Annotated in this window: 27 protein-coding genes; 11 read left to right on the forward strand and 16 right to left on the reverse strand. The window is 57.3% G+C overall.

Going from position 1 to position 21,712, the window contains the following annotated elements; all coding sequences use genetic code 11:
• Nucleotide 1: 1 nt before the first annotated feature.
• From GQS_RS09805 to GQS_RS09815, 3 genes are read right to left on the reverse strand one after another with little or no spacing between them, the layout of a single operon-like run.
• Nucleotides 2-625, reverse strand: a complete 624-nt coding sequence (locus tag GQS_RS09805; RefSeq protein WP_014013532.1) for an N-acetyltransferase — start codon at nucleotides 623-625, stop codon at nucleotides 2-4.
• 13 nt (nucleotides 626-638) lie between these two features.
• Entirely contained in the window at nucleotides 639-1,664 is a 1,026-nt protein-coding gene (locus tag GQS_RS09810; protein ID WP_014013533.1) for an aminopeptidase, read from the reverse strand.
• 9 nt (nucleotides 1,665-1,673) lie between these two features.
• Nucleotides 1,674-2,486 carry a GNAT family N-acetyltransferase gene (locus tag GQS_RS09815; protein ID WP_014013534.1) on the reverse strand — a complete coding sequence of 271 codons (813 nt, stop codon included), beginning with the start codon at nucleotides 2,484-2,486 and terminating at the stop codon, nucleotides 1,674-1,676.
• A gap of 65 nt (nucleotides 2,487-2,551) precedes the next feature.
• Between GQS_RS09815 and GQS_RS09820 the strand changes: the two genes are divergently transcribed.
• Nucleotides 2,552-3,052, forward strand: a complete 501-nt coding sequence (locus tag GQS_RS09820) for a hypothetical protein (protein ID WP_014013535.1) — start codon at nucleotides 2,552-2,554, stop codon at nucleotides 3,050-3,052.
• Here GQS_RS09820 and GQS_RS09825 read toward each other — a convergent pair.
• A complete protein-coding gene (locus GQS_RS09825; protein ID WP_048056578.1) occupies nucleotides 3,024-4,187 on the reverse strand; it encodes an MFS transporter in 1,164 nt (387 codons plus the stop codon). The two genes, GQS_RS09820 and GQS_RS09825, sit on opposite strands and share 29 nt — an antisense overlap.
• 62 nt (nucleotides 4,188-4,249) lie before the next feature.
• On the opposite strand from GQS_RS09825, the gene GQS_RS09830 reads away from it, so the two are divergent.
• The 4 genes from GQS_RS09830 to GQS_RS09845 are packed head-to-tail and all read left to right on the forward strand — an operon-like array spanning nucleotide 4,250 to nucleotide 6,038.
• Entirely contained in the window at nucleotides 4,250-4,852 is a 603-nt protein-coding gene (locus GQS_RS09830; RefSeq protein WP_014013537.1) for a class I SAM-dependent methyltransferase, read from the forward strand.
• 25 nt (nucleotides 4,853-4,877) lie between these two features.
• Nucleotides 4,878-5,318 carry a winged helix-turn-helix domain-containing protein gene (locus GQS_RS09835; RefSeq protein WP_014013538.1) on the forward strand — a complete coding sequence of 147 codons (441 nt, stop codon included), beginning with the start codon at nucleotides 4,878-4,880 and terminating at the stop codon, nucleotides 5,316-5,318.
• Nucleotides 5,319-5,328: 10 nt separating this feature from the next.
• Complete coding sequence (locus GQS_RS09840; protein ID WP_014013539.1) at nucleotides 5,329-5,820, forward strand: hypothetical protein; 492 nt, start codon at nucleotides 5,329-5,331, stop codon at nucleotides 5,818-5,820.
• Nucleotides 5,817-6,038: a hypothetical protein gene (locus GQS_RS09845; RefSeq protein WP_014013540.1), complete on the forward strand. Its 222-nt coding sequence runs from the start codon at nucleotides 5,817-5,819 to the stop codon at nucleotides 6,036-6,038. Before GQS_RS09840 ends, GQS_RS09845 begins: the two co-directional genes overlap by 4 nt.
• Before the next feature lie 13 nt (nucleotides 6,039-6,051).
• On the opposite strand, the gene GQS_RS09850 is transcribed toward GQS_RS09845, so the two are convergent.
• From GQS_RS09850 to GQS_RS09865, 4 genes are all read right to left on the reverse strand, one after another.
• On the reverse strand, nucleotides 6,052-7,941 hold the full coding sequence (locus tag GQS_RS09850; protein ID WP_014013541.1) for a hypothetical protein: 1,890 nt from the start codon (nucleotides 7,939-7,941) through the stop codon (nucleotides 6,052-6,054).
• A 71-nt stretch (nucleotides 7,942-8,012) separates the two neighbouring features.
• On the reverse strand, nucleotides 8,013-8,549 hold the full coding sequence (locus tag GQS_RS09855) for a GNAT family N-acetyltransferase (RefSeq protein ID WP_238515765.1): 537 nt from the start codon (nucleotides 8,547-8,549) through the stop codon (nucleotides 8,013-8,015).
• Between the two features lie 4 nt (nucleotides 8,550-8,553).
• Nucleotides 8,554-9,219, reverse strand: coding sequence for a hypothetical protein (locus tag GQS_RS09860; RefSeq protein WP_238515767.1), 666 nt, complete (start codon nucleotides 9,217-9,219; stop codon nucleotides 8,554-8,556).
• A gap of 158 nt (nucleotides 9,220-9,377) precedes the next feature.
• Nucleotides 9,378-10,307, reverse strand: a complete 930-nt coding sequence (locus GQS_RS09865; protein WP_014013544.1) for a hypothetical protein — start codon at nucleotides 10,305-10,307, stop codon at nucleotides 9,378-9,380.
• Between the two features lie 59 nt (nucleotides 10,308-10,366).
• On the opposite strand from GQS_RS09865, the gene GQS_RS09870 reads away from it, so the two are divergent.
• Genes GQS_RS09870 through GQS_RS09885 form a run of 4 tightly spaced genes read left to right on the forward strand, consistent with a single transcriptional unit; the run spans nucleotide 10,367 to nucleotide 12,169 of the window.
• Nucleotides 10,367-10,690 (forward strand): hypothetical protein, encoded by a 324-nt coding sequence (locus GQS_RS09870; RefSeq protein ID WP_238515769.1) that lies wholly within the window; start codon nucleotides 10,367-10,369, stop codon nucleotides 10,688-10,690.
• Entirely contained in the window at nucleotides 10,659-11,336 is a 678-nt protein-coding gene (locus tag GQS_RS09875; protein WP_048056579.1) for a carbon-nitrogen hydrolase family protein, read from the forward strand. Before GQS_RS09870 ends, GQS_RS09875 begins: the two co-directional genes overlap by 32 nt.
• A 49-nt stretch (nucleotides 11,337-11,385) precedes the next feature.
• Nucleotides 11,386-11,715: a methionine--tRNA ligase subunit beta gene (gene metG, locus GQS_RS09880; protein ID WP_048056580.1), complete on the forward strand. Its 330-nt coding sequence runs from the start codon at nucleotides 11,386-11,388 to the stop codon at nucleotides 11,713-11,715.
• Nucleotide 11,716: 1 nt separating this feature from the next.
• Nucleotides 11,717-12,169, forward strand: a complete 453-nt coding sequence (locus tag GQS_RS09885) for a dual specificity protein phosphatase family protein (RefSeq protein ID WP_014013547.1) — start codon at nucleotides 11,717-11,719, stop codon at nucleotides 12,167-12,169.
• On the opposite strand, the gene GQS_RS09890 is transcribed toward GQS_RS09885, so the two are convergent.
• Together GQS_RS09890 and GQS_RS09895 are read right to left on the reverse strand one after the other, a co-directional pair.
• Nucleotides 12,156-12,719 carry a nitroreductase family protein gene (locus GQS_RS09890; RefSeq protein ID WP_014013548.1) on the reverse strand — a complete coding sequence of 188 codons (564 nt, stop codon included), beginning with the start codon at nucleotides 12,717-12,719 and terminating at the stop codon, nucleotides 12,156-12,158. The two genes, GQS_RS09885 and GQS_RS09890, sit on opposite strands and share 14 nt — an antisense overlap.
• Before the next feature lie 41 nt (nucleotides 12,720-12,760).
• Nucleotides 12,761-13,510, reverse strand: a complete 750-nt coding sequence (locus tag GQS_RS09895; RefSeq protein ID WP_014013549.1) for an MBL fold metallo-hydrolase — start codon at nucleotides 13,508-13,510, stop codon at nucleotides 12,761-12,763.
• A 64-nt stretch (nucleotides 13,511-13,574) separates the two neighbouring features.
• Between GQS_RS09895 and GQS_RS09900 the strand changes: the two genes are divergently transcribed.
• Entirely contained in the window at nucleotides 13,575-14,039 is a 465-nt protein-coding gene (locus GQS_RS09900; protein WP_014013550.1) for a Mut7-C RNAse domain-containing protein, read from the forward strand.
• Here GQS_RS09900 and GQS_RS09905 read toward each other — a convergent pair.
• From GQS_RS09905 to GQS_RS09925, 5 genes are read right to left on the reverse strand one after another with little or no spacing between them, the layout of a single operon-like run.
• Nucleotides 14,036-15,025 (reverse strand): ABC transporter ATP-binding protein, encoded by a 990-nt coding sequence (locus GQS_RS09905; RefSeq protein WP_014013551.1) that lies wholly within the window; start codon nucleotides 15,023-15,025, stop codon nucleotides 14,036-14,038. The two genes, GQS_RS09900 and GQS_RS09905, sit on opposite strands and share 4 nt — an antisense overlap.
• A complete protein-coding gene (locus tag GQS_RS09910) occupies nucleotides 15,022-15,993 on the reverse strand; it encodes an ABC transporter ATP-binding protein (RefSeq protein WP_014013552.1) in 972 nt (323 codons plus the stop codon). Before GQS_RS09910 ends, GQS_RS09905 begins: the two co-directional genes overlap by 4 nt.
• Before the next feature lie 5 nt (nucleotides 15,994-15,998).
• Nucleotides 15,999-16,847, reverse strand: a complete 849-nt coding sequence (locus GQS_RS09915) for an ABC transporter permease (RefSeq protein ID WP_014013553.1) — start codon at nucleotides 16,845-16,847, stop codon at nucleotides 15,999-16,001.
• Nucleotides 16,848-16,857: 10 nt separating this feature from the next.
• Nucleotides 16,858-17,877, reverse strand: a complete 1,020-nt coding sequence (locus tag GQS_RS09920; RefSeq protein WP_014013554.1) for an ABC transporter permease — start codon at nucleotides 17,875-17,877, stop codon at nucleotides 16,858-16,860.
• 48 nt (nucleotides 17,878-17,925) lie between these two features.
• Complete coding sequence (locus GQS_RS09925; protein WP_048056581.1) at nucleotides 17,926-19,479, reverse strand: ABC transporter substrate-binding protein; 1,554 nt, start codon at nucleotides 19,477-19,479, stop codon at nucleotides 17,926-17,928.
• 129 nt (nucleotides 19,480-19,608) lie between these two features.
• Here GQS_RS09925 and GQS_RS09930 point away from each other — a divergent pair, with 129 nt between their 5' ends.
• Entirely contained in the window at nucleotides 19,609-20,310 is a 702-nt protein-coding gene (locus tag GQS_RS09930; protein WP_014013556.1) for a 6-hydroxymethylpterin diphosphokinase MptE-like protein, read from the forward strand.
• A 17-nt stretch (nucleotides 20,311-20,327) separates the two neighbouring features.
• Here GQS_RS09930 and GQS_RS09935 read toward each other — a convergent pair whose 3' ends face one another.
• Nucleotides 20,328-21,635 carry an ATP-binding protein gene (locus GQS_RS09935; RefSeq protein ID WP_014013557.1) on the reverse strand — a complete coding sequence of 436 codons (1,308 nt, stop codon included), beginning with the start codon at nucleotides 21,633-21,635 and terminating at the stop codon, nucleotides 20,328-20,330.
• Nucleotides 21,636-21,712 lie beyond the last annotated feature (77 nt).

Raw genomic sequence — 21,712 nt, forward strand, 5'->3', positions numbered from 1 at the left:
GTTAATCCAGCCACCCCTCCAGGGCCCTGTTAACGAGTCTCAAAAACTCTTCTTTTGTTCCATCCTTTCTGTAGAACTCGTCCAGCAGCTCCATGAAGCGTTTCTCCTCCTCTGTGAACTTTTCACCCTTCCAACGGAAGATTCTGAACCTCTCGCCGAGGAGCTCAACGGTATGGAAGCCGCTATCTCTGGGCGTTGGCTCAAGGTCCTTCACGAGCTCGATGGTGTTAATCGTATCGTAGCCGAGCTTTTTCCAGAAGGCTATTGCATCTTTGTCCTGGGGCAGGACGAGGAGGTATATGGCGTCGTCGTGCTCCTTCACCTCCTCCTCGGCCCTCTCAACGAGTGCCCTCCCGATGCTCCTGCCCCTAAATTCTGGCCTGACGAAGAGCTCTTCAATCCAGAAGCAGCCCTCGCGCGAGGAGAGCCGTATGAAGCCCGCCGGTTCTCTTTCGTAGGCGAGGAAGATTACGTCGCAGCGCCTGAAATAGCTCTCCGCTTCCTTTCTATAGCTCTCCTCTTCGTCCGGCCTCCAGCCCTGCTTCTCTCTGAGCTCCTTGAAGAACTCAATGTAGAGATTTTGAAAGTCGGAAAGGCGCTCCTTGGTCAGGCGAACTATTTCCATCTTTCTGTCCCTCCTACATTCTAAGCGTCCCCTCCTCCATCAGGGGCTCCCCGTCCACGAGCACCGTCGGGTTCAGGACGACGAAGTCTATGTGTATTCCCGACTCGTTCGCTCCCCCGAGGTGCAGGTTGTGGCCTATCGCCACGTGAACCGTCCCGAGGGCCTTCTCGTCGAAAATCCTGAGGCCGAGGGGTCTAACCCCAGGGTTCAGTCCGATTCCGAACTCCGCTATAACGTCGCCTCCAGGCGTTTCAAGCCTATCCCTAAGCCCGCCGGCCCTTTCACCACTCACCGAGACGACCCTGCCGGCGCGAAACTCCAGCTCAAGGCCGTCGTGCGGAAGTACGAGCCTCCCGAAGGCGGAGCTCTCCAGGGGGGCTACGTAGACCTCTCCCGCCGGAATCTCGACCTCACACTCCCTCCGCTCCAGCTGGCAGTCGCGGAGCGTCCCATCCTCAAGGCCCGGCTCTCTCCCCTCGACGCTGAATCTAAGCCGTGTGCCGTTCCCGTCCGTTAGGAGGACCTCCTTCGCCCCGCTGAGCCGCTCCATGAGCTTAACTCCGAGCCGGCGCATCCAGGCGTAGTCCACGCTTACTGCGGAGGCGAACTCGCGGAGGTACTCGTCCGGGTCTATCCCGTCCTCCTCAAGCCACGCCGGCGATGGGAGGTTCACGAGGAGTGTGGGAACCTTTTCCTCCTGCAGGAGGCTGTAGACGGCGTCCCAGAAGGAAAACACCCTCCTCCGGACCTTCCCGGGGAGATTATCAACGGCTGTGTACTGGGAGAGCCATACCACGACGTCGGCCCTCTTGATTATTGCCCCGAGGCCATCCGGGGGCCTTTCAGGAAAGTCGCTTACCAGGGAGTCGTCGAAGCCCCATACGAGGGGGAATGCGCCGGTGCGCATGGCTTCCTCCGCTAACAGGCTGGCAAAGTCCCCGTTGTGCGCCCCGTGGATTATCAGCACCGTTTCGTTTTTCCCGACGAGTGCTGAGTCCTGGATTATGCGCCTCGCGGCGCTTCTGAGTTCCCCGTTCATCTTAGACACCTACACCAGCTTTTTCCTGAACACTAAAACGTTAGGCTCCTCAGTCTCCTCCCAGAGGAAGAGACCGAGCCTCTTCAGTCCCGGTAGGAGGGGCTTAACACCGCTCGGGAGCATTACCTCGAACTCCTCCCATCCCCTCTCGCGAGCAACCCAGGCCATTCCCGGGAGCGTGGCCTTAAGCGTTGCCAGTCCAACGTCGAGGGGCGTGAACGTTGCCTCTCCCTTCGGAACGAGGAAGCGGAAGCCGTTGAAGTCGTAGAATTCGGCCTTCGCCTTCAGCCATTCGAGGCTCTCATGACTCCTGCGGAGAAACTTCAATCCGGCGGGAATTACGCCGAGGGTCAGGTCTTCCAGGCTGGGCTCTATCATCGCTGGCTCCTCGGGCTCGAAGGTGGAAACTTTCGCCCCCAGGTTGAAGAACTTCGCGGTTATCGAGAAGCCGTCTCTCTTTGCCATGGCTATGCTCTCGCGGCTGAGGAAGTAGGTCGCAAACTCAAGGGCCTCGATTCTGCCTTCCCTAGCGAGCTTCTCCCCCAGTTCGAGCAGAAAGTTGTGGAGCTTTCTCCCGTAGCCCCTGCCCCTGTAGTCCGGGTGAACCCTGAGGCCTTCCATCCAGCCGACCTTCCTGGGGAGAAAAGTCATCTTCGCAGTGCCTATGACCTTTCCGTCCAGCTCAAGCACGTAGAAGTTTCCATCTTCAAGCCACTCGTCGAAGACCCTCGCGAGGTAGTCCTCGCCGCCCCAGGTGAGCCTCGCTATTTCCTCGATGAAGGGTTTATCTTCCGGTTTAGCCTCGCGGATGAGCGGTTCCATGGTATCACCAATGATGGTTGGGGAAACCTTTTAAGGCCCTTTCCCAATTACGCTCGGTGGTGTTAATGAATCGCCTCGTCTCAATCATCGTTGCCCTGCTCGTCCTCTCAGCTTTCCTCGGCTACGCCTACCATGGGAAGAGCGCCGAGGTTGACGACGCCAGGGTGGGCCTAATGGCCGTCTCCAACACCGCCCTCTTCTGTCTGTCGGACATGGGTGCCCTCGAAACGATGCTCGAAAACAACGCGAGCGAGGAACTCATAAGGGAGCGGACTGGAAGGTACGCCCACTGCGCGCAGATGCTCGCGGAGGCCACAGTATCGCTCTACGATATCAATGGGGAGGAGAAGTACTGGAACCTCCACGTCGCGGCTACAAACCTCATGGATTACTTCAACCACGCTAGGAACAGTGAGGATCCGCGAGAAGTCGTGGCCGAAAACCTAGACGTCCTCCTGCAGATTGACCGCGAGATTTCGAGGATGTACCAGGAGTGGGGAAAGGGCAACGTCACCGAGGACATGACCTCCAAGCTTCTCAACCTGACGGAAGGCCTCTCGTGGTGATGGCAAAGAGCCCCACTGCGAGAGCCCCGATAAGAAACGCCACCGGAGTCAGGCATAACGTTTTTACACCTTTCTCGACCAGCCACGCAAAAACCAGTTGCGACAGCGGAATCACCAGCGTCGCGAGGGCGTCAAAGATACCCCTGACAGTTCCAAGGCTCTCCAGGGGGATGAACTTCTGCATCAGGCTGTTGAATGAAACGTTGAGGAGCTCCCCGCCGAAGCCAAGGAGGAAAACCGCCGGGAACAGCGCTACCACCGCGGGGACGCCGGCAATGAGGAGTGCGGTGCTCTGGAGTAGCATTCCGAGGATCAGCGGCCGTTTTAGTCCGGCCAGCCTCTTCCGGGCCAGGTAGGTCAGCCCCGCGACTGCCACGAGGCTTCCGACCGTCGTGAGTCCCTGGAGGAGACCGTATAGAACCTTACCTTTTGCGAGTTCCCTCAGGGAGGCAAAGACGAATATCCTGAAGGAGCCGATGGCGAAGTTGAAGAGCAGCACCGAGGCGAGTACTCCAACCACGAGCCGACGGCTGATTTGTAGCCGTTTCTCTTCCCTTGCCGCCTCTGTCCCTTCGCGCTTCACCTCGACGTTCAGGTAGGGAAGGAGGGTGAGGGCCCCCATGAGAAGGAGAACCGCGTCGAGGAACATTGCCCTTATTCCGAAGCGATACGCCAAGAACCCCGCCAGCGGAAACGCCACGAGTGAGACACCGTTCCCTACAGTTGCCAGCGCCGCGTTCAGTCCCTGAAGCTCACTCTCGTCAAGGGTCATTGAGGCTACCAGCGAAAGCCCGTAGTAGCGGTGGAGTATGTCCAGGGCGGAGATGCCCGAAACGATGAGGTAGAAGGCCGGGACGTTCGAGGAGAGCGGGATTATGAGAACCGCTAGCAGGGCCTGAAGGATGAGCGCGAGGAAAGCGAGCCTGACTTTCTTGGCCGTTCTGTCGAGGGTTCTCCCGAGGATTGGGGGAAGGATGACCCACGGCAGGTGGGTGAAGAGCGCAAAACCGCCGATGCTCAGTAGCGAGCCGGTGGTATCCAGCAGGCTCCAGGGCAGGGCGACGCTCTCGATTGCATCCCCCGCTATTCTGAGGGACGATGTGAGCATATGCAGGCGGTAGAGGGTTCGCTTCATGAGGGGAAAGTCGGAGGGAGGATTTAAAAGAATTGTGAAATGAATTTCATACGGGATTTGAAATGGGAAAGTGGGACTTTGACAACTGGGCGGAGAGCTACGACGAGGACGTAACAGCGGAGGACTGGATACACAGAGATTACTTGACTGTTCTCAAGCTCGTTGCGGAGAGGGCTAGGGGCCTTGTTGTGGACATTGGCTGTGGCGCCGGAAACATCTTGGGCTTTCTCAACTGTGAGGGGTACATAGGCGTTGAGCCATCCACTGGTATGAGAGGGAAGTTTTTAGGAAAACACGGCTTTGAGCCGCTCAACGGCCACTTCTTGGCCCTTCCTCTGCCGGACGGATCAGTAGACACCGTAATAACGACTTACGCCTTCCACCACGTGCCGGATGAGGAGAAGGAGGACGCAATAAGGGAAATGCTCCGGGTTCTGAAACCTGGCGGGAGAATCATAATAGCGGATGTGATGTTCGAGTCGGAGGAGGAAAAAAGGCGCATCGGCGAGATGGACGGCATAACCGAGGAGATAGAGGACGAGTACTTTGCCACGGTTGATGGGCTGAAGGAAATCTCCGCAAGGCTGGGGCTGGAGTGCCGGTTCGAGAGGGTGAACCGCTACGTCTGGATTGTTGAAATGGTCACCTCTGGCCGGAAAGACTAAATGATTGACCACCTTATGCACAATCATGGCCGACGAGGAGCTTGCCAGGGAAGTTCATGAGCTCAGAAAAGCCCTTGAGGAGCTCAGGGAGAGCTTCGCCATTGTTTCTCAGATGGCGCAGGCCTACCTTAGGCTCATCAACATATACGCCCAGTACGGCGGGCTCAGCGTGGACCTCGTCGTCCCTGAGGTCAGGAGCGACCCGATAGCGCGGGAAATAGTCCGGATTCTCTTCGACCTGAAGAGGGCCAACGTGAGCCAGATAGCGCGGGAGCTGAAGGGGAGGCGCGGAAAGGCCTCGCGGAACACCGTTAGGGCCAAGCTGGCCGAGCTGAGGGAAATGGGCATCGTTGTCGAGGCCCACGGCGAGAGGGGGAAGGTCTACGCCCTTTCCAAGAGAGTGGTCAAAAAGTGGCTCGAAATGATCGGAATGCCGATTAGGCTTGACCAGACTAATGATTATTGAGGTGGTTGATATGGTGGATGAAAGGGTAGGAACCCCGAAGAAACTGGAGGAGCTCCTCGACGAGCTGGTCGAGGGGATAAGGAACGCCCAGAGCGTGGAGGAGGTCGAACTCCTCAAGAAGAAGGCCGAGATTGTAGAGGATCTTATCGAGACCTACGAGGGCGACAAGGACCTCGACAAGATACCGGCCCTCATGGAGAAGGTCGGCGACATGATGGAGGACATCCTCAAACCGCTCAAAGAGCTCCTCAACGAGCTCTACAGCCCGGAAAGGGTCCAGGCTATGGGCAGGAGCGTGGTCGAGTTCTACAAGAACCTCACAGAGGCAGGGATGGACAAAGATGCCGCCCTTGAGCTGACGAAGGAGTACATGGAAGCAATAAACCCCGGAAAGAAGCTCATGGAGATGCTCGGCGAGATGGCTGGCAGGGGACGGCACTTCGGCCCCATCAACATCGCCCAGGGGCAATCCGGGGATAAACGGAAGGGGGATGGTGAGTGAGGCTTCTTCGCTCCGCCCTCTATCTCCTGTTTCTTCGCGTCCCAGCGATTCTGTTCAGGATGGCGGGCATGGTCAGGATAACTAACCGGGCGAAGCGAGGCTTTAAACGGGCGCTTCTGGATGGAGGCCTTCCGGCAGAGGTCGCCGATGAGCTGGTTAGGGACTTTGACCCCGCCTCGCCGCTCAGGGAGACGCTTTTCAGGTTTTCCAGGAGGTAGCCGCTTTTCCCATTTACTCCCACATTGCCTCGGCTGAGATTTTGACGCCCGACCTGTCCCCGTAGAGCAGTATCAGGACGTCCATGTCCCCGTAGGTGGAAACCTCAATGTACACCGCTTTCCCGCTTTTCTCGAAGAGGTCGTTGGCCGCCAGGTGTCTCCTTGCATCATGGGACGGAAGCTCGGCGTAGTCCCTCTCTACCCACCCCGTTTCAAGGAACGCCTTCTTTAGCTGGAGGTAGACCTCCCGGCCGAGGCCGTAGGGGTAGAACAGCACCGCGGCCCTTGCTCCCCCGGAAGAGACGTTGCCCTCCAGTTTGTAGATGTATCCGTCGAACTCCAGTCCCTCCCTAGCTGTCCAATCCCATGGCTTCACGTCGTTCCTTAGTTTGCCGAAGGAGAGCAGCGCGCCGGGACTGGTCCCACCCGTGCCGACCACGTGCCAGAAGAAGTCGCTGGTCGAGTATCGGGGCTTCTTGACGACGACCGCGAGGTAGTGGTTGTAGCGGTACTGGACGAAGACAGTTATCTCATCCGCGTCCCGGGCGAAGGTTCTCGCGTAGGGCTCCCTTCCGTCGTCGGTTCTCTCCCAGCCCCCGGCCAGGAGCTTTTCGGTCAGCTCGTCGAGCGCGGTGAGGTAGGCTGTGGCGTTCGGATAAACGAGGAGCATGAACTCGACGTCGCCGGCCCTGCCCGTGTACCAGGCCGCCGCGGGGACTTCGGGAATATCGACGAAGTCGGTCGTGATGTTGAAGTCCTTCCTGAGGTCATCGAGGACCATCGATATCACCGTTCCCGGCCTCACGCTTCTCTCGCTGACCGGCTTAAACACTCCCCTAGGTAAGTCATCTCCCCGCTCGAAGGAGAGCCCTTCCGTAGGGTCATCCCATTCCCATAACATGTCCATGATGTCTTTAACTTCCTCTGGGTTCCCCGACAGCAGGGTAACGCGCTCCATACCGGCAATCCTCGCCAGTTCGATGTAGATTCCGGTGCCATCCGCCTCGAAGTAGTCGCCAACTACCATACTCCCCGCAGGGTTCCGGGTGTAGGTGTCGACATACTCATCCCCGACCCAGCCGTTTTTGAGGAAGGCTTCCTTGAGCTGGAGGTAAACCTCCCTGCCTTCATAAGGGCGGTAAACAAGGAAGACCGCCTTAACACCGGTGCCCTTAATCACTCCCTCCCTCGCCTCGAGGTAACCGTCGAATGAAATTCCCTCCTCCCCCATCCAGCTCTCTTCCACAACATCCACGGGCAGAAAGAGGCCCAGAACCTTGCCCGGATTGGGCCCAATGGTGATAATGCTCCACGTGAATTCCGAGAGGCGCATCGCCCTCTCTTCCGAATCCCCTCCTGCGGTCCTCGCCACGAACAGGACGTAGAAGTAGCGCTCGTAGGTGTAGAACGCCGTGTAGCTCTCGTTTTCCTTCTCCCAGAAGTTTCCGTCTCCCCGCCGGAAGCCGTTCTCAAGCAGGAGTTCCACCATGTCGTTCATGGCCCCTTCAACCGCGGTTGAATTTGGGTAAGCAAAGAGGCCGAACTCAATTCCGTCCGCAGTCCCGGTAAAGCTTGAGAGGCTCCTCGGGGGCAGGGGTATGTCCACGGGGCTTTCAGTGACGTTGTATTTCTCGGAAATTCTGGAGACCACCCCACTGACGGAGTTTTCCGGAGAATACGAGAACCAGTCCACCCGTTTCGGCTTGAACGTTCCAGATGGGAACGTGGCCTTTGCTTCCTCCAGGGGGGATGTGTTTTCGGAGGTGTACTCGCCCGCACCTTCATGGGTCGTCTCAATCACCGGGCTTTCTGTTTTCTCTCCCTGCGGGCTGTTGATGCATCCGCCTGACATCGTGATCAGAATTATGAGGATGAATGAAACAATAATTTCGACGCGCCTCATGAGAACCCCCGGCAATTTTTGGATTTCAAATTATAAATGCTTTTCCCTTCAAAGTTGTTTTAGCGGGTCGTTCATTGCTCTCTAAACCTCTCGTAGATAAGCTCGTCGAGGTATCGCCCATTACTCCAGACGTGCTCTCTGAACCGTCCGCTCAAAGAGAACCCGTTCTTTTCAAGGACGCGTATGGAGGGCAGATTGTCCTCATGGACCTTCGCCCAGACCTTGTGGAGGTTGAGATGAGCAAAGGCGTAATCACAGAGGAGCCTCACCGTCTCCGTCCCGTAGCCCTTTCCCCTCTCTTCCGGTGAAAGGTAGTAGAGTATCTCCCCCCACCTTGCCTGCCAGTTAATCCAGTTGAAGCCGGCTATGCCCACGAGCTTTCCGCCCTCATTTTCTATCACCGCGAAAGTGGGACTTTTCTCCCTGTTCTTCTTCAGCTCCTCGTAGAACTCCTCCTCTTCTTCGGGCAGGGTGAAGTGGGCCGAGTTAAAGAGGCCCCTAACGGTACTCCTGTCGTTGAACCACTCCCAGCTTTTGCCGAGGTCTTCCTTGAGAAGAATCGCCAGGGAGACCTTTTTACCCTTCAAGATTATCGGGCGCATGGGCATCACCTCACAGGATCATACTGAGCAACCACACGAAAATCGGAACTTTGAGATTTTTAGTCCTCCGGGCAACGAAATACGTGAGCAGAGCAAACGTTGCCATATAAATCCCAAGAAGGAGCGCCTGGGTATGCGGAACAACTATAACGTTGAGGACATGGGCAAGGCCCCAGAGGGGGGCAGGTAAAATGACCGCCAGTCTTTCGCCACCCAGTTTCACCGCTCCAGCGTACAGGAGATTGACTGCCAAAATTTCGAGGAAGTAGTAGATGTACTCGGAGATCAAAGAGGCAACGGCAAGCCACTCATTGGGGGATATTCCAAGGTGATACCGAAATTCCCTGAGAATCTGAAGTGAATAGCCGTCTCCAAGGTAGGCCACCTCAACGGCAAGGAAGAAAAGGACGATAGCAAGTGAATACGTTAGTTCCTTTTTCTCGAATCTCCCTTTTCCGAGGTCACTGAAATCCATATCAAGCCATCTGAGCATAGCGAACATTATCAAAAACCTCGAGAGATTTATAGCCCACACCTTTGATAGATACATTGTCGAGCTCTGGGAAATCCAAGAGCCGGTGATCGATTTAAAGACCCACGCTACTCCAATCTCAAGGCCCCAGATAACGAAGAGGAACCACGCGAGGGCAAAGGCTATGGGTTTCTTCATTCCCATCATTGATTACAACGGGACATTCTTTTAAAGCTTTACGCTATTTCGTTGTTGGATTATGCAATGAAAAGAGGTACTAAAGACGTTCCTGCAGGCCTCAGACTTAGGCCGACCCGGATCTCAGTGTTTTGTTAAACAGAATAAACTAGAAAACGCGGTATTCAGCCCTCGATTGACCGAATCACCATCTCGATTTTCTCCCCTTCCCTCACACCGATGGCGATACCTCCCCTCAGAACCTCGACCCAGCCGTTTTCCCATAGCTCCCTTACCTCCGGCTCTCCTCCCCCGGAAATCTCGACCACAACGGCCTTTCCTTCAAGCTCGCCCCCAACGAGGAGCCTATTGCCTGCGGACAGGAGTGAGGTGGCGCTCCCCTCGCCAAGCTCGATTTCCTGGCCACCAACCTGAACCCAGAAGTTTTTCCCCTGGTAGCCCGCCAGCACGAGCTTCTCATTCCAGCGGCAGGCGTTCAGTGCTATTCCCCCGGCGAGAACCTTTTCGCCGAGCGGCTCGCCGTCTTTGGTAAACTCGAAGGCCCTGACCGTCCACCTTTCTTCTTTGACACTTCCGATGGTCACTGGACCGTTTTCCGACGGGAGCAGGGCCGTGAAGACGGCATCCTCCCAGCTCCCGAAGTCCCTCAGCCAGAGGATCTCTCCCTCGGGGGAAACCTTTCCGATGAGGAACCCCTTGTCGCCTGGCCTTCCGGTTTCTCCTGCGATGAAGAATCCATCTCCCTCAGGGAGGATCGAATAGACCGCCCCGTTGTTTCTAACGTTGAGCTTCAGCTCCCAGAGTGGATTTAAGCTCTCATCGAGCCTCGCCAGATATGCCTTCCAGCCCTCGCCACCCTCGGGTGTTGCAACCCCTTCAACCGCCCCGCCTATCAGGTAGCCGTCGTCGAGATTGAGCGCGCTGTGTCCCTCCCAGTCGTTCTCTCCCGCTAAAAAGCGGGTCTCGGTTATTTCCTCACCGTCGAGCCTCGCGAGCATGATTTTGTAGTTCCTTCCATCATGGACGCTTCCGATTAGGAGGTCTTTAGCCGCAGCAACCGGAACTGTTTCAACGCCGAAGGAGTAGGTTCTCATTCTACATCCCCAAATTACTACTAGAAAAGGTTTTTAAGGTTGTCCCTCAATGTTATCCGGTGGTTCCCTTGCAGGATGACGTGGCAGTGATTTTTGCAGTGATTGCGATAGCCCTTTTCTTTGCACCCGCTCTACTTCTGGGGCAGGTTTACCTTGTCCTTGTCTTTCTATACCTTCTCGCACTCTACATTTCGGAGCGTGCGGGGCTAGCTTGGTTGGAGGGAATGGTTTCAGTCGTGTTCGCTCTGGTCTTTGCCTTCCTACTAATGGAGAAACTCGGACAGTGGGACGTTCGCCTGTTCCTACTCTTCGCTGTCCTTGCTTTGATTTCAGCCATCAGGAGGCTGAAGAATGAGAGTAGCTCTGATACCGATGCGAGTTGAGGTCAGAGATTTTGAGGCCAACTGGCAGGAGTTCGAACGGAGGTTCAGTGAGGCCCTGCAACATGAGCCTGACCTCGTCGCCTTTCCTGAATACTGCCTGACGGGCTTTGCCGAGTGGGACTTTAGCGGGGCGGGGCTCTACGACGAGATAGTCGGGAGGGTGAGCAAGCTTGCCAAGGAGGCGGGCGTTTATATCGTCTTCGGCCTCCTTGAACCCTACAAGAACTGTGTCTACAACTCCGCCCTGCTCATCGGTCGGAACGGCGAAGTTCTCCTCAAGCACCGCAAGTTCCAGGAGCCGATGAAGTTCTGCACCGGCAACACCGTAAAGGCGGCAAGAACCGAGTTCGGAAAGGTCGCGATAATCATCTGCGGCGACCTGTACAACAAGCGGATAGCGAAGTGGATCAGACGGAAAAGGCCGGACTTCGTCTTCACGCCAATGGATCGCTCGCCGTGGGGTGAGTTCAACCTCGAGGAGGAGGTGGCCGACATGGGAAGGCGAGTTGCCCTCCTTGGGGTCAGAACGTTCATAGTAAACAGCTTCAGCCACTGGGACAGCTTCGGCGGCGCGTGGTTCTTTGACTCCGATGGGAAGCTTCTGGCGTCATCGAGGGGAGATGAGATTCTGGTTGTAGAGGTCTGAGCTCCGAAACCCTTAAGCCCAGCCCTACCAAAGATTATCCGGTGATTCCATGGAGCTCTATGACGTTTCCGAATTCTGGAAGTTTGACCTCCGCGTCGGCCTTGTAAGGAAGGCCGAGAAGCTGAAACGAACGAGGAAGCTGATAAAGCTCGACGTTGACTTTGGAACCGAGCGGAGGACGATAATAACGGGCATAGCCGACCAGTACAGTCCGGAGGAGCTTGAGGGCAAGAAGTTCATCTTCGTCCTCAACCTGAAGCCGAAGGAGTTCTCCGGTGTGAAGAGCGAGGGCATGCTTATAGTGTCGGAAAACGAGGACGGGAGGGTTTACCTCCTGCCCGTTCCGGAGGAGGTTCCAGCGGGAACGAAGGTGTGGTAGCATGTGGCGCTCGGCCAAGTTCATAGACGATAACGTTGCCTTCTCGAGGATGCCGGCGAGGAGTGAAATAGACGAAGTTGCCGAAACCTTCGATGCGGTGGTTGTGCTCGTTGAGGAGTTTGAGCTTCCCTACAGCTTAAGCGAGTGGCAGAAACGAAACGTTGAGGTTCTCCACAGCCCCGTTCGGGATTTTTCGGCCCCTGCTCTTGATCAGCTCCTCGAAATCCTCCGCTGGATTGGGGCGAGGGTTGCGGAGGGCAAGAAGGTTCTGATTCACTGCATGGGCGGCTTCGGGAGGAGCGGAACGGTTGCCGTTGCCTGGGTGATGTACTCCAGGAGGCTCCCCCTGAGGGAAGCCCTAAAAAGGGTTCGTGGGGTACGGCCCGGCGCGGTTGAGGTGGAGGAGCAGATGGGTGTTCTGAAGGAGCTGGAAAGGCTCCTCAGAAGCCGTTGAAGCTCACCACCTCTTCGAGCCTTCTCCTCTCGTACTTCGGCTTCGGGTCTGCGGGATAGCCAACCGGCAGTATCGTCTGGAGCTTGTAGTCCTTTGGAGCATTCAAAAGCTCCTCGACGGGCTTCGGGTTGGGCGGAGTGTAGGTTACCGTCCCGAGGCCGAGCTCTTCAAGTGCAAGGAGAAGGTAGCCGACCGCTATCCATGTTGATTGGAGCCAGTAAGGTGCCTTCGTGTGGCCGAAGACGAGTATCAGGTAGGGCGCCTCGCTGAGAAACGGCTTCTCCGGCTTAAAGCCCCTGGCGTTGAGCCATGCCATCAGGTCGCCCTTGGTTCTGGAGTAGAACTTTTCCTCTTCGCCCTCGCAGAGCTCCCGTATCTTCCCCTTGAGCCAGTCGTCGTCCACAACCACGAACTTCCAGGGCTGGGCGTTCATGCCGCTCGGCGCTTCCTTTGCCGCCTTGATGGCCTTCATCACGTCCTCCTTCGGGGGCCTGTCAGGAAGGAATTCCCTCACGGTCTTCCTCCTCTTCGCCAGCTCGAGAACGCGCATGGCATCACCGGTTTCTTTTGGGCGAGAACGGATAAAAACGTTTAGACGTAGAACACCATCCCATCGTAAGCTACGAGAACTCTGTTCCCCCACTTCCTCCTCACGTAGTCCGTCAGCTCTAGGAATGGCAGGTTCTTATGGGAGATGTGGCTGAGGACGGTCCTCTCCGCAAGCTTAAGCCCTATCTCGGCTGCCTCATCAACGTTGTTGTGATACGGGTCGTCGGTCCCTGGGGGATAGGTCGCGTCAACTATCGCCAGCCTGAGGGGTGCCTCCTCCCCGAGGAACTCCCACGTCTCCGTTGGGAGGCCTTTGGTATCGTAGAGGAGAGCAATGCTCTTTCCATCCTCCTCGATGAGGTACCCGAGGGTCTCGACTTGGTGGTTCAGGCGGAGCGCCGTGATTTTAAGGGTGTCTATTTCAACGGTGTCGCCCGGCTTTATCGTCTTCGGCTGGAGGTTCTTGGGCTCACGGAGAATTAGAGCATCGGCATGTCCCTCCGGCGCGTAGAGCGGCGTTTCTAAGGCCATCCATCTGAGCTTGTAGAGGCCGTAGATGTGGTCGTGGTGCCAGTGCGTGAGGAAAATCGCCTCCAGCGGAACGTTCAGGAAGTCCCTTATGTCGGTTCCAACGTCGAAGAGAACGGCTTTTCCCGTTTCGGTTATGATGGCCAGCGTTGAGGGCCTCCTCTGGGCGAAGCCGAACTTCCTCGCCTCGCTGCATGTCGGACAGGTGCAGAGGTGCGCCGGAATTCCCTCGCTCCCACCGGTGCCGATGAAGTAGACTATCAAACCCACCACCTATTTCATGGCTGTGAAATAGTTCCCTTATAAGGATTGCCGCCAACTCCTGAACATGAGGTTCATAGCGGACATGATGCTCGGCCGTCTCGCGAGGTGGCTCCGGCTGTACGGCTACGATACGCTCTACGGCGTTGAGGACGACGATGAGATAATCCGCGCTGCCCTCAGAGAGGGCAGGGTGATACTCACCCGCGACTCCGGCCTCGCCGGGAGGGCCGAAAAGCGGGGTGTGGGTGTTATCCTCCTCTCCTCGAACTCCCTTGAGGGGCAGGTCGAGGAGCTCATGCGTTTTGGCCTGGAGTTCAGGGAGCTTTTTCCGGCCAACGCACGCTGTCCCAAATGCAACGGGCTGATAAGGCCCGTTTCGAAGGAAGAGGTTAAGGATAGAGTCCCGGAGAGCGTTTACGAGCGCTATGACGAGTTCTACGTCTGCGAGAACTGCGGTCAAATCTACTGGCCGGGAAGGCAGTGGATGGAGATGCTGAAAATAGACCGGAAATTAAGAAAAGAAGGCTAGTGAAGAGGGTGGTGGCAGGCCACGAAGTGATTGTGGCTTATCTCCACCAGCTCCGGCTCGTGGGCTATGCAGACCTCGCTGGCGAGCGGGCACCTCGGGTGGAAGCGGCATCCCCTTGGCAGGTTCGCCGCGTTGGGGACTTCTCCCGTTATCTTGAACTTTTTCTCCTTTTTCCTGCGCTCTATTGAGGGAACTGCCTCTATGAGGGCTCTTGTGTACGGGTGGGCGGGGTTCTTGAGAACCTCCTCGGTCGGGCCGATCTCGACTATCTTGCCGAGGTACATCACCGCTATCCTGTCCGCTATGAGCTTGCCGACCGCTATGTCGTGGGTTATGAAGAGCTGGCTGAGGTTGTACTCCCTCTCGAAGCTTTCAAGGAGCTCGAGGATCGAGGCGCGCATGGAGACGTCTATCATCGAGACCGCTTCGTCCGCCACCACGAACTCCGGCTTCAGGACCATCGCCCTGGCTATCACGACGCGCTGCCTCTGGCCGCCGCTTAGATGGTGGGGATACCTGTCGTAGAACTCATCCTCAGGGGTCAGGCCGACGCGCTTCAGCATTCTGAGGGCTATCTCCTTCGCCTCCTCCTTCTCGGCTATCCCATGGACGAGGAGCGGATGGGCTATCGCATCGCCGATCTTCATCCTGGGGCTTAGGCTGGCGTAGGGGTCCTGAAAGATTATCTGCATCCTCCGCCTGAAGGGCCTCATCTCCTCGCGGGAGAGCTCCGTTATATCCGTTCCGTCGAAGATTATCTTACCCTCCGTGGGCTCTATAAGCCTCAAAACGGTCCTTCCGGCGGTCGTTTTACCGCAGCCGCTCTCGCCGATGAGTGCCAGAACCTCGCCCCTGTCTATCTCGAAACTGATGCCGTCAACGGCCCTGACGTAGCGCACCTGTTCCTTCCTGAGCACCTCGAGTATGTTCCTCCTTATAGGGAAGTACTTCTTCAGGTTCTCAACGCGAAGCAGTGGCTCGCTCATTCCCCCGCACCCCCGTAGAGATGGCAGGCCACGAAGTGGCCCTTCTCGTACTCTATCATCTCGGGCTCGACCGCGTCGCAGAGGCCCTTAAGCGTCGAGCGCTCCTTGAAAACCGGGCACCTTGGGTGGAACCGGCAGCCCGGAGGCGGGCTCCTCAGGTCGGGTGGGTATCCAGGAATCGCCCTGACCTCGCTCTCCTTCCAGAGGTCTGGAACCGCCTCGATGAGCGCCTTCGTGTACGGATGGAGCGGGTTCTCGACTATCTGCTCAACGGTTCCGAACTCGACGAGCTTCCCCGCGTACATGACGGCTATCTTGTCGCTCCTCTCGGCTGCAAGCGAGATGTCGTGGGTAACGAAGTAGATGCTCGTTCCCTCGGCCTTGAGGGCGTCTATGAGGTCCATTATGGAGTCCTGCACGATAACGTCCAGAGCGGTCGTCGGTTCGTCCGCGATGAGGAGCTTCGGGTTGAAGGCCATCGCCATCGCTATGCTTATCCTCTGCCTCTGGCCGCCGCTGAGCTGGTGGGGGTAGTAGTCGAGCCTGTCGGGCGGGAGGTTGACCTTCTCGAGGAGCTCCTTCGCCCTCTCCCGCGCTTCATCCTCCGGGACGCCGTGGACGGTCATGACCTCGACCATCTGGTCGCCGACTTTCCTGAGGGGGTCGAGGCTGGTCATTGGGTCCTGGAATATCATGCTGATGTCCTTTCCGCGGATCTTCCTAAGCTCCTCCTTGCCTATCTTCAGCAGGTCCTTTCCCTCGAAGATGACCTCGCCCGAGACTATCTTCCCCGGCGACGGGACGATGTTCATTATCGCGTGAGCGACCGTGGATTTTCCGCTTCCGCTCTCCCCGACGAAGGTGACCCACTCTCCCCTGCCTATGCTGAACGTCACGTTCTCGGCCCCTTTGACGACTCCAGCGAGGGTGTAGTAGTAGATGCTCAGGTTCTTGACTTCGAGCAGCATTCACATCACCTCGTTCCAAGGGAGAGCCTCTCGCTGAGGGCCTCTCCTATCAGCGCGAAGGCCATGGCCAGGAGCATTATCATTATTCCCGGGAAGAAGACCAGCCACCAGTAGCCGTCGAGCAGGAATGGCTGGCCGACGCGCAGGTCGTATCCCCAGTCGGGCGTCGGCGGCGTTACAGACAGTCCCAGGAAGCTCAGGCCGGCCTCCGTCAGTATGGCATCCGCGACGCTGAGGGTGAAGACTACCAGTATGGTCGGCGCGAGGTTGGGCAGGATGTACTTGAACATGACCTCCTTGTCCCTTGCGCCTATCGCGTGGGCCGCCTCAACGAAGAGCTGGCCGGTGAAGCTGAGGGTCTGCCCGCGAACCATCCTGAAGTAGGTCGGCACGTAGACGAAGCTTATCGCTATGGCCGTGTTTATCGGACTCGGGCCCAGAACCACCGCGATGACCATCGCGAGGATCAAAGCGGGGAACGCGTAGATGCTGTCCATTATCACGCTCAGCGTTCTGTCGATTTTTCCACCGTGGTAGCCGGAGAGCAGTCCGAGGGGAATTCCTATCGCCATCGAGAGCAGCGTCGCTATGAATACGACGTAGAGGACGACCCTTGAGCCCCAGACTATCCTTGAGAACATGTCCTGGCCGAGCCTGTTGGTTCCCATGAGGTGGTCCGGGCTGGGCGGGGCGAAGACGTCGTCGCTGCTCTGAGTCGGGTCATAGGGGGCTATCCAGGGGGCGAAGATCGCCATTATGACCACGATGAGGACGATGATTATGCCGAAGATGAGCATGCCCCTGCCGGGTTTCTTCCCGAAGACGAACTCGGTAAGTTTTCCTACTATCTCCATCTTGACCACCTCAGTACTTCACCCTCGGGTCGAGCAGTGCATAGACTATGTCCACTATGAGGCTGATGATGCCGACGAAGAAGGCGAAGAATATCACGGCACCCTGGATGGCGTTGTAGTCGCGGTAGTCTATCCTGTCCACAAGGAACGTTCCCATTCCCGGCCAGCTGAAGGTCGTCTCGGTAAGAACCGCGCCTCCGAGGAGTATGGCGAACTGGAGTCCCATTAGGGTAACGACGGGTATGAAGGCGTTCTTCAGCGCGTACCACATGACCTTTCTGTCGGCAACACCCCTGGCGTAGTAGGCCCTTATGAAGTCCTGGCTGAGGACGTCAACCATGTTGTTCCTCACCAGCCTCGTGTACGCTCCGCTGAGGACGATTCCCAGCGTCAACGCCGGGAGGATGAGGTGTCTGACGGAGCTCACGAAGGCCTCCCAGTTGCCCGTCAGAATGCTGTCGAGGACGTAGAGGCCGGTCACCGTGTGGAGGTTGACCCCCGGATCGAGCCTGCCCGAGGTGGGCAGCCAGTGGAGGTGGATGCCGAAGAGGTACTGGAGCATCATGCCGAACCAGGGTATGAAGAGAGTGTAAGCGATTATGCTGTAGACCCTCATGGCAGTGTCCGTCTTCGTTCCCTTCCGGGTGGCCCCTATCACTCCGGTAAGGAGGCCCAGGAGCACGCTGACGGTGAAGGCCCAGAGGGCGAGCTCAAGCGTTGCCGGGAAGCGCTGGGCTATGTAGTCCCACACGGGCTTCCCCATTGGAAAAGCCAGCGTAACCCCGAAATCACCGTGGAGGACGCCCTTGAGGTAGTCGAAGTACTGGACGTAGAGGGGCTTGTCGAGCCCAGCCATCTGCATGAGGTGCTCCAGCTGCTCCGGGGGAATGTTCTTCGTTCCCACGACTGCCATAACGGGGTTTCCGGGGAGGATTCTCAGGAAGAAGAACACGAGGGTGTAGAGGATTAGGATCGTCGGAATTATCATGAGCGCCCTGATTATTATGTACTGACCGAGTCCCCTGGCCACGTTATCACCCCTTCGTTAATTGAGACAAAAAGGAGTGAAAGAAGGAAATCACTCCTTGTAGAGGGTCGAGTAGCGGAATATCATGTCCGGCCCGATGGTTACTCCCTTGACGTTCTTCTGGGTCACCACGAAGAGCTTGCCCTGTATCAGCGGTATGTAGGGAACGTCCTGGGCGAGTATGTCCTGGACCTGCTCGTAGAGCTTCGTCCTCTCGTTCTGGTCGCTGAGCCTCTGGGCCTGGCTCAGGAGGTCGTCCATCGTCGGGTTGGCGTAGCCGGTTCCGGCCCAGCTGTTGGCGGTGCTCTTGAGGAACGGGGTGGTGTAGTCGTCCGGGTCAAGGTAGTCCGGGTACCAGCCGAGCAGATAGACCTGCATCTGGCCGTTCCTGGCGTAGTCGGTGTAGGTTCCCCATTCGGCGCTCTTGATGGTGACCTTTATCATTCCGGTCTTCTCCCACTGCTCCTTGAGCATCTGGGCGAGGTCAGCCTCGGTGTCGCCGTAGTGGGTCGGCGTGTACCAGAGCTGTATCTCCAGCGGGTTGCTCTCGGAGTAGCCGGCTTCGCTGAGGAGCGCCTTGGCCTTCTCCATGTTGCCGTCGCCGTACTTGTCCTTGAAGACGTCCTTGTGGCTCCACATTCCGTTCGGGACAAGGCTGTAGAGGGGCTCAACGGTTCCCATGAAGACCTTCTGGGCTATCTCCGGCCTGTCAACGGCCGCCGCGAGCGCCTGCCTGACCTTGACGTTGCTCGTCGGGTCGTTCTTGGTGTTGAGGCAGATGTAGCGGATGAATCCGCCCGGAACCTCTATGACGTTGAAGTTCTCGTCCTTCTTCAGGCTGTCTATGTCGCTGGGCCTGAGAGTCCTCCAGGCGATGTCTATCTCGCCGTTCTGGAGGGCGAGGCGCATGGTCGAGGCGTCGCGGTAGAACTTGATGATTATCTTCTCGGTCTTGGGCTTCTCGCCGTAGTAGTTCGGGTTGGCCTCGAGAACGAGCTCTTCATCGCGCACCCACTTGGTTATCTTGTAGGGGCCGGCACCGCCTGCAGTCTGGTCGCTCTGTATCTGGTCCGGGGCGTAGTCGGGGTGGACCGGGAAGTACGGCGGGGTCGTGAGGAGGGCCAGGAAGTATGCGGTTGGCTGCTTGAGGTAGAAGACAACCGTGTAGTCGTCCTTCGCTTCAACCTTGTCAACAAAGTCCGTAACGAGCCAGGACGGGTCGCCCTGGATGGTCATTACCCTCTCGATGCTCCTGACGACGTCCTTTGCGGTTAAGGGAGTTCCGTCCGCGAATTTAAGGTCCTTCCTCAGGTGGAAGGTCCAAACGGTCGAGTCCTCGTTGACCTCCCAGCTCTCTGCCAGAGCCGGCTCGATTTCGAGGGTTCCCGGCTTGTATTTCACCAGGCCCTCCATGACGTTGTTGAGAACCTCCCAGGTGTAGAAGTCGTAGGCGTTCGAGGGGTCAAGGTCAGTCACCTTGTCAGTAACGCCCATCACTATCGTCGCTGTCTCTTCCTCTCCGCCACCGCCGCTTATACATCCGCTGGCCACTACAGAAAAAACAACCAAAAACACCAGAGCCAATGTCGCGTACTGCCGTCGCATAAGGTGTCACCGATGAATATTTACGCGCATTCATGCATTTAAATCTTTCGTAGTGTTCATTATTGGACCGACGAAGTCCACACATGAGCCCGGGGCAAAGTTGATATATGCTCCACCCAATTTCCCCCCATGGACTGGGAAGAATGGAAGCCCCTCTACCTCCGCATCGTTCGGGAGATGGGGTACTCGATTGAGGCTGATAGAAGGGCCGCCCAGCTCCTCAGGGCGCTCCTCCTCGAGGAGGATGAATACATCCTGTGGGACGAGCTGGCGGCCGTCGTCGGGAGAAAGGCCTACGTCTTCGGCTGCGGGCCCAGCCTGGAGGATGCCCTCGGGGAGTTTGATTTTTCAGATGGGACGTTGATAGCCGCCGATGGGGCAACCTCCGCACTCCTAGGGCAGAATATGATGCCGGACATCATCGTCTCCGACCTTGATGGCAGGATTCCCGACATAAAGCTCGCCAACGATAGGGGGTCATTCCTCGTCGTCCACGCCCACGGGGACAACGTCGATAAGCTGACGTCATATGTACCCCTCTTCTCAAGGATACTCGGGACGACCCAGACGGAACCGCTGGACATCGTTTACAACTTCGGCGGCTTTACCGACGGAGACAGGGCCGCTTTTCTGGCCGAGGAGCTGGGCGCGAGGGAGATAGTTCTGGTCGGCTTCGACTTCGGCGAAACCGTGGGGAGGTGGAGCAAGCCCGGGTTGAGGGAGCACGCCCCGATATGGGAGAGCAAGAGGAAGAAGTTCGAGTTCGCGAAGGAACTGCTGAAATGGCTGGAGAAGAATGGGAAGGCGAGGATTGATTATCTGACCCTTTGAAATGAGGTAATCCTCGGTCAGAACCCGGCCACAAAGACCTTCCAGGGGTAAAACGCCACCCTTTCACTTATCTCGTATTTCTCACCCAGCACGATTCCCCTCTCTGCCCCCAGGCGTTCCATGCTCCTCTCCACCTGGTCCTTCCGAAGCTTGCCGAGACCGACCTCGACGACAGCCCTTTCCCCGTTCAGCTCAAGGACGAAGTCCGCTCCGCCCCTGCCGGGCTCGTAGCACAGCCGGCCGTTTCCCGATTTTGAGAGGAGGAACAGGTAGAACGCCACGACGTCTTCGAGCAGAGAAGCGAAGACCTCCTTTCTGTTGAGGTTGAAGCCCGAGCTGAAGAGCAGGGCCGACTTGATCGGAACCGCGAGGAACTTGATTTTGGGGCTTTTCCGGATGGCCTTCGCGGGAGAACCGCAGGGTGGAATCCTCTGCACGAGGCTGGCCTTCTCCAGGGCATCGACCAGCTTCATAACGGTCCCCTTGGCCAGCCCGAGGGTTTTTGACAGCCTCTCGTAGCTGAAGCGCTCGCCCTTCGGGGTCGCGAGAAGGTGGAGCAGGTCGAAGGCCCGGTCGAGAGTTTCGGCGTCGAACTCGTGAACCTCCCGCAGGTCGCGGTAGACAACGCGGTCGAGCATCGCCGTCAATCGTTCGTAAACCTCCCATTCTTCCATTCCGAGGGCGAGCGGCATCGCGCCGGCCCTGACGTAGGTCTCGACGTCCGCCATCACGGGGGGCATCGAGATTTCTTCTCCCCTCATGATTCTCCCCATGAGTTCCGGCAGTTCCCGGCCCGTTTTGAGGTGGTGGTACTCCCTAAAGGTCATGGGAAAGAGCTCCCTGTGAAGGGCCCTTCTCGCGAGATCCGGGCTTTCCCTGAGCTTTATCGCCGAAGAACCCGTTGCCATTATGAAGAACCTACGTTCGTCGTGGAGGAGCTTGATCTTCAAATCCCAATCCTTCTCGTACTGAACCTCGTCGAGGAGAAGTACCGCCTTCTCGGGCCTTACCAGTCGCTTGTACGCCTCAACCACCTCCAGCAGCTCTAGGCCGAGGGCCCTCAGCCGGTCGAGGGAGAGGTAGAGAACCCCGTTGGGGCCGACCTCTTTCAGGGCTTCAAAGTACAGCTGGGCGAGCAGAGTCGTTTTTCCAACTCCCCTGATTCCGAGCAGAAGGATTGTATCGGGGTTTCCACCCTTCAGGTACCTCCCAACCTTTGAGTACAGCCAGTTGTAGAGGTGTCTCTTATGGGGCTTGTTGTAGGGGGTGAGCAGGGTGGGGGTGCTCGTTAGGTGCTCCACAATTAGGTCATCTGGTTGAACCATAACACCACCATTTTGGTTATTATATTGAACCAACTTATAAACGTTTGTTCCCACGGGTGGGCGATTATCGAGAATTC

Origin of the sequence: Thermococcus sp. 4557 (genome assembly GCF_000221185.1) — an archaeon.
In the GTDB taxonomy this organism is placed as follows: Archaea; Methanobacteriota_B; Thermococci; order Thermococcales; family Thermococcaceae; genus Thermococcus.